11 protein-coding genes, 1 tRNA gene and 1 pseudogene are annotated in these 12,211 nt (G+C 61.7%); 3 read left to right on the top strand and 10 right to left on the bottom strand.

The features are described from left to right. From WA950_RS22380 to WA950_RS22400, 5 genes are all read right to left on the bottom strand, one after another. On the bottom strand, nucleotides 1-457 hold a 457-nt coding region (locus tag WA950_RS22380), incomplete at its 3' end, for a hypothetical protein (protein ID WP_424553957.1). A gap of 33 nt (nucleotides 458-490) precedes the next feature. Then, on the bottom strand, nucleotides 491-2,014 hold the full coding sequence (locus tag WA950_RS22385) for a lipopolysaccharide biosynthesis protein (protein WP_424553958.1): 1,524 nt from the start codon (nucleotides 2,012-2,014) through the stop codon (nucleotides 491-493). Then, complete coding sequence (locus WA950_RS22390; protein WP_424553959.1) at nucleotides 2,014-4,260, bottom strand: N-acetylneuraminate synthase family protein; 2,247 nt, start codon at nucleotides 4,258-4,260, stop codon at nucleotides 2,014-2,016. The genes WA950_RS22385 and WA950_RS22390 overlap by 1 nt, the downstream gene beginning before the upstream one ends. Continuing rightward, on the bottom strand, nucleotides 4,257-4,940 hold the full coding sequence (locus tag WA950_RS22395) for a cytidylyltransferase domain-containing protein (protein WP_424553960.1): 684 nt from the start codon (nucleotides 4,938-4,940) through the stop codon (nucleotides 4,257-4,259). Before WA950_RS22395 ends, WA950_RS22390 begins: the two co-directional genes overlap by 4 nt. Then, on the bottom strand, nucleotides 4,937-5,893 hold the full coding sequence (locus tag WA950_RS22400) for a UDP-glucuronic acid decarboxylase family protein (RefSeq protein WP_424553961.1): 957 nt from the start codon (nucleotides 5,891-5,893) through the stop codon (nucleotides 4,937-4,939). The genes WA950_RS22395 and WA950_RS22400 overlap by 4 nt, the downstream gene beginning before the upstream one ends. 279 nt (nucleotides 5,894-6,172) lie before the next feature. Here WA950_RS22400 and WA950_RS22405 point away from each other — a divergent pair, with 279 nt between their 5' ends. Then, nucleotides 6,173-7,114 carry an NAD-dependent epimerase/dehydratase family protein gene (locus WA950_RS22405; protein ID WP_424553962.1) on the top strand — a complete coding sequence of 314 codons (942 nt, stop codon included), beginning with the start codon at nucleotides 6,173-6,175 and terminating at the stop codon, nucleotides 7,112-7,114. Here WA950_RS22405 and WA950_RS22410 read toward each other — a convergent pair. Beyond that, nucleotides 7,077-7,724: a class I SAM-dependent methyltransferase gene (locus WA950_RS22410; protein ID WP_424553963.1), complete on the bottom strand. Its 648-nt coding sequence runs from the start codon at nucleotides 7,722-7,724 to the stop codon at nucleotides 7,077-7,079. The genes WA950_RS22405 and WA950_RS22410 overlap by 38 nt on opposite strands. A gap of 11 nt (nucleotides 7,725-7,735) precedes the next feature. Further along, nucleotides 7,736-8,404, bottom strand: coding sequence for a pseudouridine synthase (locus tag WA950_RS22415; protein ID WP_424553964.1), 669 nt, complete (start codon nucleotides 8,402-8,404; stop codon nucleotides 7,736-7,738). 151 nt (nucleotides 8,405-8,555) lie between these two features. Here WA950_RS22415 and WA950_RS22420 point away from each other — a divergent pair, with 151 nt between their 5' ends. Next, a complete protein-coding gene (locus tag WA950_RS22420) occupies nucleotides 8,556-9,617 on the top strand; it encodes a class I SAM-dependent methyltransferase (protein ID WP_424553965.1) in 1,062 nt (353 codons plus the stop codon). Nucleotides 9,618-9,796: 179 nt separating this feature from the next. Here the strand turns inward: WA950_RS22420 and WA950_RS22425 are convergent, their stop codons facing one another. Together WA950_RS22425 and WA950_RS22430 are read right to left on the bottom strand one after the other, a co-directional pair. Further along, nucleotides 9,797-10,789 carry an alpha/beta hydrolase gene (locus tag WA950_RS22425; RefSeq protein ID WP_424553966.1) on the bottom strand — a complete coding sequence of 331 codons (993 nt, stop codon included), beginning with the start codon at nucleotides 10,787-10,789 and terminating at the stop codon, nucleotides 9,797-9,799. 13 nt (nucleotides 10,790-10,802) lie between these two features. Continuing rightward, on the bottom strand, nucleotides 10,803-11,546 hold the full coding sequence (locus WA950_RS22430) for a YbaY family lipoprotein (RefSeq protein ID WP_424553967.1): 744 nt from the start codon (nucleotides 11,544-11,546) through the stop codon (nucleotides 10,803-10,805). Between the two features lie 205 nt (nucleotides 11,547-11,751). Here WA950_RS22430 and WA950_RS22435 point away from each other — a divergent pair. Then, a pseudogene (locus tag WA950_RS22435) lies at nucleotides 11,752-11,869 on the top strand (SAM-dependent methyltransferase); the annotation flags it as partial. Nucleotides 11,870-12,047: 178 nt separating this feature from the next. On the opposite strand, the gene WA950_RS22440 reads toward WA950_RS22435, so the two are convergent. Further along, nucleotides 12,048-12,137: transfer RNA gene (locus tag WA950_RS22440), tRNA-Ser, on the bottom strand. Nucleotides 12,138-12,211 lie beyond the last annotated feature (74 nt).

Consider the following 12,211-nt stretch of genomic DNA (forward strand, 5'->3'; position numbering starts at 1 on the left):
GCCGGGCGCCTTCCGCCTGCCAATAGTCGATATGCGATGTCATGAAGGCATCGACCGGCGTGCGGGCGCGGAGTTCCTGGACGAGGTGATCGCCAAAGGCATCGAGCCGGCTCCAGGCGCGCGCATAGCGGTCGCCGCGGAATTTCTGGTACACGGTCTGGGCGCGCATTTCCGGCGGGCACCAGGCCTTCTGGACATGGCCGAGGAACTCGTTGTTGATGCACACCCAGTTCAGCGCGGTTCGCTTGCGAAGTTCGATAAGGTCCTTGCTGAACAGCGGCCGGGTGAGCGCCACGACCGTGGGCCTACCCGACACATAGCCGTCGAAATCCGCCCGGCCGACGATGAATTTCGCGGCAAAGCGCGGACCGGCGATGCGGCACGCGGTCACAAGTGCGGTGATCTTCAGTTTTTCGATGAACCGCCGCACGCGGGCGTCCCAAGGCAGATCTTGCATCCGTTCTTCCTGGTTCGAGAAATCTGTCGGCGCTCACGACCGCAGCCGACCGAGGCTTCGTTTCCAAAACTGTCCAATTGCCCGGCGCAGGTCCGGTGGTGCGCCGAAAAGACAAACCCCGGCTCCCATGAGGAACGCGACGAGAAGGGCCTGCATGATCAGCATGACCAGCCCATCAACCGGAGCGATAAACCGAATCCCCACGCTCAACAAGAAGGCAAACGCCGCCATGAGCAGGGACCTGACGGCAAAACCGCTCCAGGCCGCGATGTCCACCTCGTATTCCCGTGCCTGAAGGCGCCAATAGGCGGGGATCGTCACCACCTGCGAGATGATCAGCGCCAGAACGAAGGCACGCCAGGTCAGCCAGGGATAGAGCCCGATGGCGAGCACGAAGTAGCCCAGCGTCGTCACCATGGACAGCCGGTTGATCGCAGCCGCAGCCGCCCGCCGGGACAACAGCATAGTCGAACCGATGCCGATCGTCGCCACCAGGAGCGGCCACACAAGCGCGATCTGAAGATAGAGCGAAAGCTCCGGATCGGTAATGTCCAGCCAATAGTGCAGCACCTCGGTGCTGAAGATCATGATGGTGACGCACAGGGTCGCCACGAGGCCAACGACCAGCATCGTCCCCTCTTCGACCACGCGCCTGACGGACGCCCGGTCACCGAGCGCGTCGGACCGCGCTGCGAAAGGCAGCAGGGCGCCATTGAACATGCCGCTCACCGTCTTGAGGGCTTTGGGAATGCGCATGACGATTTCGTAGCTGCCGACGGTCGCCGCGTTCGAGAAGATGCCGAGCACGATGGTGGGGCCGAAATTGAGCAGCATGGAGAAGAACTTGCCGGAGAACAGCTGGAACGCATGCGCCAGGAAGGCCCCATTGCCGGTCCAGATCTGACGCGTTCCGAAGGAAACCTCCTTGCCGCCGCCGAAAAGCACGAGGCCGACATAAAGCAGGCTGCGTGCATTCCAGACCCAGACATAGGCAAGCGCCGCATCGATGCTGGTCGTATCATAGGCGAGCAGCATGATGACGACGACTGCAAGATAGCCGAGATTGCTCAGCACTTCGACGGAGCGCACGAGCGCAAACCGCTCGCTGCCCTCGAAGGCGCCCCGCAGGACGCTGCCCACCAGTTGCAGCGGCAAGGACAGCGCGCTGATGAGAATGAGATTTTCGAGCGCCGCCCGGCCAGAATCCGCCGAGTGAAAGACAAGATCGACGATGGTGCCGGTGAACAACCACAGAAGGAGGGAGGCAGAAAGGCCGATACCAGCCGCCATCAGGCTTGCAGCAGAAACCCGCCGGCTGATCTGCGTCAGATCGCCGAGCGCCCGCCCGGCGGCGACGGCACGGGCCGTCACCTCAGGAAAGCCGGCTTCGAGCAGGCCAAGGACACCGGATGGCAGCAACAGCCGCGCCAGAATGATGAGGCCGTAGCCATCGAGGCCGTAACCGCGCACGAGCACGGTCACGGCGACGAGCGACAGGATCGTGTTTATGCCGAAAGCGGAAATGTTGTAGTAGGTGTTGCGCGCAAGCGAACCCATCAGAACCACGTTTCGAGGCGATCCAGGGCGATCCAGAATCCTTCGCCCTCATTCTTGTGGCCCTGCCAGATCTCCGGGATGAAGGAAGCCTTCGGCGCCTTGCGCTGCAGAACGTCCGCCACCATGCCGAAATCCATGCTGCCCTCGCCGATCTGCAGGCCTTCCCCATCCACGCCTTCCGCATCGACGATGTGAAGGTGCGCCGAGTATTGCGCGGCCTGTTCAAGGAACGCCTTGAAGGACAGGCCGAGATGGCTGCACGACAGCTGGGAATGCGAGACATCCAGGCAGATGCGATAGCCGTAGGTCTTGCAGAAGGCTTCGATATCGTCGCCGCTGACGAAGAGGTTGTGGTAGCGCTGGCCGCCGAAATGCCACGGATAGGGCGGCATGGTTTGCGGGATGATCTCCACGCCCGCGCTGTCGACCTTCGACAGGCTCTCGGCGATCAGGTCATAAAGCCCGCCGTGCTGTTCCTTGGGAATGAACCCGTCCAGGCTGAAACCGCCGGCATTGACGATGATGAGCGGACGCGTCGCCTTGGTAAAATAGGGAACGAGGCGGCGGGTGACGTCCACAACACGCTGGAGCTCGCGGATCGAATGTTCACGATAGGCGGGATCGGGCGAGCACAGGTCCATGATGTGGTCGCCGGCGAAGAGTTCCGCGCTGTGCACGACGAAATCGAGATCGTAGGTCCCGGAGAAATACTTCTCCAGCGGCTCATCGAGATCCTTGTAGCTGAGATGGAATTCGAGCAGATCGAAGTTCGAGGCCGACGCCATCCTGCTCATGTCGTGATAGCGGACGGGAATGCCGAACGGCCGGCTGAACCGGTAGTTCCGCGCCGCAACCGCAACCGCATCCACGTCGGACGGGAAGAAGAAGTCGCCCGCCTTGAAGTCGCGCCGGGCGGCAAGACCCACCAGCTCGCGCTTGCGGTACGGTGCCAGGCCCTTGCCGGGGCTGCGCGTCTCGATCATCTCCTCGACGATGGTCTCGCCCCGCTTGACATCGCGATTGACGACGAGGCTCTTTCCCAGAACCTCACGGTTCATCATCTCGCCCTGGGTGACGCGGCGGGTTTCCTTGGCGCCCAGCGCTTCCTCGACCTCACGAATACCCTGCACCATCGCCTTGAATTCGTCCGGCAGCAGGCTGACGCGGTGGTCGTTGCCCTCCATGTTGCGGTCGAGCGTGAAATGCTTCTCGATGACGCGCGCGCCCTTCGCGATCGCAGCGATCGCGACGGCAATGCCGCGTTCGTGCCCCGAATAGCCGACCGGGCAATCGCCGATGCGCTTCAGGCGATCGATATAGTTGAGATGGATGTCCTTGAACGGCGCCGGATAGGTCGAGTTGCAGTGCAAAAGCACATATTTCGCGTTCAGGCGGCGCAGCACGCGCACCGCTTCAACGATCTCGCCTTCGTTCGACATGCCCGTCGAGCAGATCAGCGGCTTTCCGGTACGCGCCATCGCCTCCAGCAATTCGTGATTGGTGAGGTCCGCGGAGGCGAGCTTGAAGGCCGGCATGCCGTAGCGGTCGAGCCGCTCGAGGCTCTCCCTGTCCCACGGTGTGCAAAGCGGCATGATGCCCTTTTGCGTGCAATAGTCGAAGACCTTGAACATGTCTTCCGAACCAAGCTGGAAACGGGAGAGCAGGTCCAGCGTGTATTGCGCGCCGAGGTCTTCGCTGGAATCCGTCGGGTTGCCCTCGTTGCGATAGAGCGAGGCCATGTCGCGCATCTGGAACTTTGCGCAATCCGCACCCGTCCTGATCGCCTCGTCCACCATCCGGTAGGCAAGCTCGATGCTGCCATTGTGGTTGTTGCCGATCTCGGCGATGACGAAGGCCGGCTGGTCGTCGGCGATCACGAAATCGCCGATGCACAGTTCCGCCGGCTCGCGCTTTGCGATGCCGACGAGATGCTGGTGCTTGTCGACCAGCGGGATGACCTGGATGCGGTCGCTGAACGTCGCCTCGATCTCCTCGTGCGAGGCATCGAAGGGCAGACTCGTGAACTGCTTGTTGCTGACGAGGCTCACCGCCACATCGAGGTTCACCTGATGGGCTTCGGTCAGCCAGCGCCGGACGTCGCCATCCGTGAGCACGCCCTCCAGCTTGCCGGCTTCCGAGACGGAAAAGACCACGCGGCTCTTGTTCTCGTTGATGCGCCTCAGGGCGCTGACGAGCGAGTCCTCGCAATAGACGATGTATTTCGAAAGATTTCTTTCGATAATCATGAAGCCCCTGCTCCTGACATCAAGGCGGAAACAATCTGGAAGTCTGCCAGGCTGTCGATCTCCCAGCTTTCTTCCTCGGTCATCACAAACATGGCAATTTTGCCGCCGAGGCGATTTTTTTCCTGCCGGAACAGCTCTGTTTTCGTGATGTAGATCGACCCGGTCTCGCGATACCAGCGGTCCTCGGGGCGAATGTCCTGCCGGCGTGGCCGGTTGCGGAAATCATAGAGCGCTTCCGGTTCGGCCGGATTGCGCCAGAAAAAGTGGTGGTTCTCGCAGACGGAAAGCAGGCTGTCCGCGCCTTCCGCCTCGAAGGCCGCAAGGGCCGACTTCACCGCACCCGGCTTGCGGAAGGGCGATGTCGGCTGCAAAAGAATGATGGCGTCGAAATGCCGCCCCTTCGCCGCATAGTGGTCGAGCGCATGGAGCAGTACCGGCTCGGTCGCCATCGTATCGGTGGCAAGCGCCGCCGGCCGCAGGAACGGAACCTCGGCACCGTGCGCCTTCGCCACCTCCGCGATCTCCTCGCTGTCGGTCGAGACCATGACCGTCACGCCGGCGATGCCGAGGGCAGCCTCGATGCTCCAGGCGATCAGCGGCTTGCCGGACATGTCACGGATATTCTTGCCCGGCACGCCCTTCGAGCCGCCCCGGGCCGGTATGATCGCAAGATAGGTCATACGAGTGTCCTGAAATAATCGATCGTCTTTGCCAGACCGTCACGCAACGCGATCTTCGGCTCCCAACCCAGCAGGGCGCGCGCCTTGTCGATATCGGGCCTGCGCTGGGTGGGATCGTCGGAAGGAAGCGGGAGCGACGAGACGGTCGTCGCGGACCCGGACATTTCCGTGACGAGGTCGGCAAGCTCGCGGATAGTGAATTCGACCGGGTTGCCGAGGTTGACCGGGCCCGTCACCTCGTCAGGCGACCCCATCAGCCGCACGAAACCCTCGATCAGGTCGTCGACATAGCAGAAGGAGCGCGTCTGGTTGCCTTCGCCGTAGATCGTCAACGCCTCGCCGCGCAGGGCCTGCACGACGAAGTTCGAGACGACGCGCCCGTCATTGGGGTGCATGCGCGGCCCGTAGGTGTTGAAGATGCGCGCCACCTTGATGGGCACGCCATGCATGCGGTGGTAGTCGAAGAACAGGGTTTCGGCAGCCCGCTTGCCCTCGTCGTAGCAGGAGCGGATGCCGACCGGATTGACATGCCCCCAATAGCTCTCGACCTGGGGATGAACCTCCGGATCGCCGTAGACCTCGCTGGTCGAGGCCTGGAAAATCCTGGCGCCCGTCCGCTTCGCCAGGCCCAGCATGTTCATGGCGCCGAGCACGCTGGTCTTCATCGTATAGATCGGGTCGCGCTGATAATGGACCGGCGAGGCCGGGCAGGCGAGATTGTATATTTCATCGACCTCCACCATGAGCGGCTCCGACACGTCGTGTCGCAGCACCTCGAAATGGGGATGGTCAAGCAGGTGCCGGATATTGTCGCGCGTGCCGGAATAGAAGCTGTCGACGCAGAGCACTTCGGCACCGTCCGAGAGCAACCGTTCGCAAAGATGGGACCCCAGAAAACCCGCCCCGCCGGTGACGAGGATTCTCTTGCGATTTGCGACACGATTTCGGTTCATGGGATTCCGCTCACTCGACCATATGGAAACGGGGCGCTCGTCCGAGATCCCCGGGCAAAGGGCGCGGCTCATTTCTCTGGACCGGGAACGAGCAGCAAGGCAAACGACCTGATCCTGCTGATAAGCGCAGCCCGCCCTTTTGTCCACAAGCGGCGCGAAACAACGGCCTTTCTTGCGCTTGCAAAGCCATGTCGGGCTGAAAACGCTGCGCCGGTAGCGCACCATCGCCCTGTTTGTTTCCCGAAAGGCCTCTGCTAGGGAAGGGCAAAGGAGAAAAGCATGCTGATCGTGACCGGCGCTTCGGGCTTCATCGGACTGCATCTGGCAGACGCCTTGCGGCGGAACGATCGCCCCTTTGCGCTCTCGAGCCGGCGCCCTGTGGGCGGCATCGGCGCGGAGCGCTTCATCCAGGCGGATCGGCTGGTCGAAACGGAAATCCCCGCCGACTGCATCATCCATCTGGCCGGCCGCGCCCATGTGCTGCGGGAGGAAAGCCTCGATCCGGCGGCCGAATTCCGTGCCGCCAACACCGACTATCCGCTCGCCATCGCCCGCGCCTTTGCACAAAGAGGAACGCGCCGCTTCATCTTTCTCTCTTCGGTCGGCGTGCTGGGCAACGAGACCGCACCGGGCCACCCCTTCACGCATGAAAGCCGGCCCGCCCCGCACAATGCCTATGCCCTGTCGAAGCTCGAAGCGGAGGAAGGATTGCGGGCGATTGCCGCCGAGACAGGCATGGAGGTGGTGATCATCCGTCCGCCGCTCGTCTATGGCGCCGGAGCGAAGGGAAATTTCGCAAGTCTGGTCGGCTGGCTGAAAAAGGGCATCCCCCTCCCCCTCGGCGCGGTCCACAACCGGCGCAGCCTCGTCGGCATCGACAACCTTGTCGATCTCGTCCTGACCGCCATCGACCATCCGGCGGCCGCCAACCGGACCTTCCTCGTCTCCGATGGCGAGGACCTCTCGACGAGCGACCTCCTACGCCGCACCGCCGCCGCGATGGGCCGCCCGGCAAGGCTCCTGCCCGTCCCTGCCCCGCTGCTCGACGGCGCGGCCCGGCTTCTCGGCAAAGCGACGCTCGCCCAGCGCCTGCTTTCCTCGCTGGAGCTCGATATCCGCTTTACCCGGGAAACCCTGAACTGGCATCCGCCTACAACGGTAGACGAAGGCCTCGCCCGCGCCGTCAGTTCGGCTCGTGAGGCTCCGACGCGGCAGCATTGACGATCTTCGCCTTGACGAAGACGTCGTAGCGGGTGCTCTTGCCCAGGATCTGATGGCACGGTTTGCGCACGCCCGGCATCGGCTCGGCACGCAGGGGCCATTTCAGCACCACGCGATTTTGCGCGGCCTCCAGCGCGACAAGCATCAGTTGCACAGCATCGGGATCGGTGCCGACGATTTCCCGTATCAACCGCATCTCCTTCTTCACCAGTGCCGTTTTGTCGCGTGGCGGGTGCATCGGATCGATCAGAACGACTTGCGGGCTCAGTTGTGGAAGCAGTTCGCGGGAATCGCCATGTATCAGCGTCATCCGGCCGACCGTTTCGCCATAGCGACCGCCTTCCGCCCGGGCGCGCTCAAGCCCCTCGGCAAGAAGGGCATGCATCGTCGCGGACCGCTCGATGAGCGTCACATGGGCACCAAGGGAGGCCAGGAGAAACGCATCGCGCCCCAGACCCGCAGTCGCATCCACGACTTCCGGTATCACGCCGCGGGAGAACCCGACAGCTTTCGCCAACCCCTGGCTACGCCCCTCGCCGGCACGGAACCGGTGGCCAACTGCCCCGCCAACGAAGTCGACGATCAACGGCGATTTTTCGAGTTTCTGCACGATGTCCGGTCTCAGAAGGGAATGGGCGCTTTGAAGATGACATCGGTCCCGTCAGGATGACGCAAGCCCAATTCATCTGCATGCAGATGCAAGCGGTTCCCGGCAGAAAGCGCAAGCCCGTCCGCATAGAATTCATCGCCGAGGATGACATGGCCGATCGCTTTCATATGCACGCGCAACTGATGCGTTCGTCCGGTCAGCGGAAACAGGCGAAGGCGTGTCGTGTTGTCACCATAGGCAATGACCTGCCAGCGCGTTTGCGCCGGCTTGCCGTGGGCGGTATCGACCCGGTGCCTGGGTTTGTTGTCCGGATCGATCGCCAGAGGCAGATCGACCACTCCCTCCTCCTGCTCAACCCGTCCCCAGACCACGGCCACATAGGATTTCAAGGTGGTGCGCGCCTCGAACTGCGCAGCGACAAAGGCATGCGCCTTGCGGTTGCGCGACATGACGACCACACCGGACGTATCCTTGTCCAGCCGGTGAACGATCAGCGCTTGCGGATACTCCTTCTGCGCGCGCGTCAGGAGACTGTCGCTGAGGGCGGGGTGGCGTCCAGGCACCGAGAGCAGGCCGCTCGGCTTGTCGAACACCAGCAGATCCGCATCCTCGTGAAGAAGCGAGAGGGAAGGATCCAGCGGCGGATTATAGACAGGAGCGACATCTGAAAACGAATTCATGGCGGCCCTCTACCACAATTCTGTCCGGGCGTGAGGTCCTGGAAGACAGTTTTCAGCCCGTCGGAGCGACGCACTGAAATCAACGATCGATTGACTGTGAATCATTGTGCGCTAATTTACATTATCTTCATATTTTGTCAGGGAGGTTTTCATGCGTGAGCCAGATCTGCAAAAACTAGACACGCTCGTCGGGCGCCTTGTCGGGGATGTCGGCGCAGCGGTATCGGGTGCCCTGGTCGTACTTGGCGACCAGTTGGGAATTTTCAAGGCGATGGCCGATGGCGCGCCCGTAGGGACGCGGGAACTGGCGACGAAAACCGGGGTGAAGGAGCGTTACCTGCGGGAATGGCTCAGCGCCCAGGCCGCCGCCGACTATGTCACCTATCATGCGGAAACCGATCGTTTCAGCCTGACACCGGAACAGGCCATGGTCTTTGCCGAGGAGAACAGCCCCGCCTTTTTCGTCGGAGCCTTCGAGGTCGTCCAATCGATGTGGATGGATGAACCAAAGATCGCGGATGCATTCCGCACCGGCAGGGGCGTCGGCTGGCATGAGCACAGCACCTGCCTTTTCCGGGGAACCGAGCGGTTCTTCCGCCCGGGTTACAACAGCCATCTCGTCGCCGAATGGATTCCGGCCCTGAACGGCGTCGAGGAAAAACTAAAGGCTGGCGCCAATGTCGCCGACGTCGGCTGCGGTCACGGAGCGTCCACCATCCTGATGGCGCAGGCCTATCCGGCCTCCCGATTCTCCGGCTTCGACTATCATGCCCCATCGATCGAAAAGGCGCGGTTCGCCGCTCAGGACGCAGGCGTGGCGGATCGCGTGCGCTTCGAGCAAAGTTCGGCGGCGGAATATCCCGGGCACGGCTACGACATGATCGCCATGTTCGACTGCCTTCACGACATGGGCGATCCAGTCGGTGCTGGACAACATGTCAGGGAAACGCTGGCCAGGGACGGCACATGGATGATCGTCGAGCCTTTTGCCCATGATCATCTAAAGGACAATCTCAATCCAGTGGGCCGCGTCTTCTATGGGGCATCGACGATGATCTGCACGCCGGCGTCGCTCTCCCAGGAGGTCGGGCTCGGGCTCGGTGCGCAGGCCGGTGAAATGAAGCTCAGAAAGGTTGCGCTCGACGCCGGCTTCTCGCATTTCCGCCGCGCCACGGAAACGCCGTTCAACATGGTTTTCGAAGTGCGGGCCTGAAGCGTCTCATCGACCAAAACCAGGATCGGCGGCCCATGGCCGGGTGGGTCACCGATGAGGACGGCTCGGCCGACAGATAGGCCCGTCGGCTTTAACCCGCGCCGAGCAATACGTATCCAGCTGAAAAATGAGTTTCTGTCGGGCCGAAGCCGATGAAACGGAGAACTGCGTCTACTTCGTTACCCACGCGGCAATATTCGCCGAAGAAAGCCAGTCATCCGCTCAAGCGCTTCCTGTCCGGCAGGTATGTCGAGGTTGAACTGATATTCATGCGGCAGGGGCGGGCTATGGTCGGCGGGAAAGAACAAGTCATCCACGTCCACGCCCAACACTCGCAGCCTTTGGGCGAGGTCCTCTGCTTGCGGCGCAAGAGGGTCGCCATTGCCGCTTGAGATGAAGGCGGCCGGAAAAGTGCTGGTTACATGCTGCGCCACCGAAGCCAGGCCGAACCGCTCATCGCCCAGAAAGTCCTTCGTGCCTGAATAGGCCCACAATATCGACCTTACGAACCAGCCCAAATCGCCATCGAGATCAACCTGCGCAATGTCGAAGGCGCCGGAGACCAGCAGGACGGCCCTGAGCTGCCGGGGATCGAGCGCCGGCAAGATGCCCATCCCCCGGGCGTAGGTGGCATCGGTGGTGATCAGGGCGACTTGTGCCGCGATCTGCGCGCCAGCGGAATCACCAGCCAGAATTATGGCCCCGCGGTCAATATTCAATGCATCCGCGTTGCGCACCAGATAACCGAGGGCCGCGTTCACCTGCTCGACGGGTCCGGGATAGGTTGCCCCGAAGCCCCGCGCGTACTCGATACCGACTGTCGTATACCCACGGCCAGCCAGCACCATCAGATAGTTCGCAACCGCACCCTTGCTACCTGCGACCCAGGCGCCGCCATGCACCCAGACGATGGTCGGCAGCGGCCCTGTCACGTCGGTGGGCATATGGATGTCGAAGTGTTCATCCGGCCCATCACCATAGGTCAGATCCCAGCGAGAGACGACATTCGCAGGCACATGCTTTTCCAGTGCCGACGAAGACGCCTGATCCCCCCTGGAGAAGACATACTGGACAAGCGCGACGGACGGCCATGGCGTGAAGATGAAGGCCAGAACGGCCAGAGCAAGCAGGGCTGCCAAGCCACCCAAGCCCCATATGAAAACGCGCTTCATCGGATATGGATCGTTATTGACGGGTCAGCAAGATCACTGTGTTGCCACCGGCATCCAGCAGCATCAGCTTTTGCTGGACGGCATCGATGCGCCAGGTTTTGACCTCACCCAGGGCTGCGAAGAATTTCGCTTCCTGATCCATCGCGGCGGGCGTGCAGGCCATATTGGTGGCTGCTATCGGCCCAAAGGCGATGTTCTCACCTGAAATTGTTGCTCGGCCGCTCATCCGGTTGCAGCCGCCCGTGCCCGAAACCGCGCCGTCCTCGGCCAGTTCCAGAACCGTTTGCAGCCGGTCGATAACACCACCTCCACCGATATCTTCGGCCAGCCACGAGCCTGTTGGCAGTTCTGCGCTGCTTGTAACGCGCTGGACCAGAATGTCGGTCTGGTCGGTCCCCCCCGTGAAGACTTCGTGGCGCGTGGTGTTGATAAACATCAGGCGGCCATCGACGGTGACGCGCGCTTGCACCGCGTAGCTGTGGCGGGGCTGGATGTCACCGGCCCGGTACTCGAGCGTATACGGAATGGGAACCTGTCCCTGCGGGGTAAGCGTGACTTCAGCCAGCACTTTGGCTGGTGCATCGGCAAGGGAAATGTCGACCAGCTTGACCTCGACCGAAGCCGAAGGCGGCAACGCAATCCGTTCGCGATAGATGACATTGCCGCTCAAGGTCCGGGTTTCCGCCATCGCAGCCATCGGGAAAAACGCGGCCGCTAAAAAGAGAGTAGAAATTGCGAAATTGACAACATTTTCCATCACGAAACCCCACATCTCAGAGCTTTATTGCTGAGTCGATTTAGACGAAAACAGATTCGAACTGACACTGTATCATGCTCTCGGGATGGCGAGCCGAAATGCGTTCGCCATCATAGGAAGTTTCCACGACAGCCTCCTTGATGCTCGACAGCAGGTCCGTGAGGTCCCCCAGATCGAACGTGCCCCCGATGCCGATGTCACCGAGCTCGGTGCGCAGGCCAGTGAAATGAAGCTCCGAAGAGGTTGTGCCCGACAAGGGATCCTCGCATTTTCGCCGCGCCAAGGAAACGCCGTTCAACATGGTCTTCGAAGTGCAGGCCTGATGCGTCTTATCGTCCAAAACTAGGATCGGCGGCCCATCGCGAGGTGAGTCGCCGAAGACTGCTTCCACACCTCCGGACATACGGGCTCGTCACCGAACAGGACTGCTCGGTCGGCAGGTAGGCCCGTCGGTTTTAAACCCGCGCCGCGCGATACGTATCCAGCAAAAAATTGAGTTTATGGCGGAGAGGGTGGGATTCGAACCCACGATACCCTTGCAGGTATGCCGCATTTCGAGTGCGGTGCATTCGACCTCTCTGCCACCTCTCCGCATAGTCGGTCGGCGCTTTTCAGCGCGGTGGCTACATAGCGGCAGATGCTTGAGATGGCAATTTTGACTTCGG

Origin of the sequence: Shinella sp., assembly GCF_049651085.1 — a bacterium.
Lineage (GTDB): Bacteria > Pseudomonadota > Alphaproteobacteria > Rhizobiales > Rhizobiaceae > Shinella.

Excerpts from the sequence above, each read along its gene's own strand:
- WA950_RS22385 (WP_424553958.1), bottom strand. The coding sequence starts at position 2,014 with ATGGGTTCGCTTGCGCGCAACACCTACTACAACATTTCCGCTTTCGGC.
- WA950_RS22390 (WP_424553959.1), bottom strand. The coding sequence starts at position 4,260 with ATGATTATCGAAAGAAATCTTTCGAAATACATCGTCTATTGCGAGGAC.
- WA950_RS22395 (WP_424553960.1), bottom strand. The coding sequence starts at position 4,940 with ATGACCTATCTTGCGATCATACCGGCCCGGGGCGGCTCGAAGGGCGTG.
- WA950_RS22400 (WP_424553961.1), bottom strand. The coding sequence starts at position 5,893 with ATGAACCGAAATCGTGTCGCAAATCGCAAGAGAATCCTCGTCACCGGC.
- WA950_RS22405 (WP_424553962.1), top strand. The coding sequence starts at position 6,173 with ATGCTGATCGTGACCGGCGCTTCGGGCTTCATCGGACTGCATCTGGCA.
- WA950_RS22415 (WP_424553964.1), bottom strand. The coding sequence starts at position 8,404 with ATGAATTCGTTTTCAGATGTCGCTCCTGTCTATAATCCGCCGCTGGAT.
- WA950_RS22420 (WP_424553965.1), top strand. The coding sequence starts at position 8,556 with ATGCGTGAGCCAGATCTGCAAAAACTAGACACGCTCGTCGGGCGCCTT.
- WA950_RS22425 (WP_424553966.1), bottom strand. The coding sequence starts at position 10,789 with ATGAAGCGCGTTTTCATATGGGGCTTGGGTGGCTTGGCAGCCCTGCTT.
- WA950_RS22430 (WP_424553967.1), bottom strand. The coding sequence starts at position 11,546 with ATGGAAAATGTTGTCAATTTCGCAATTTCTACTCTCTTTTTAGCGGCC.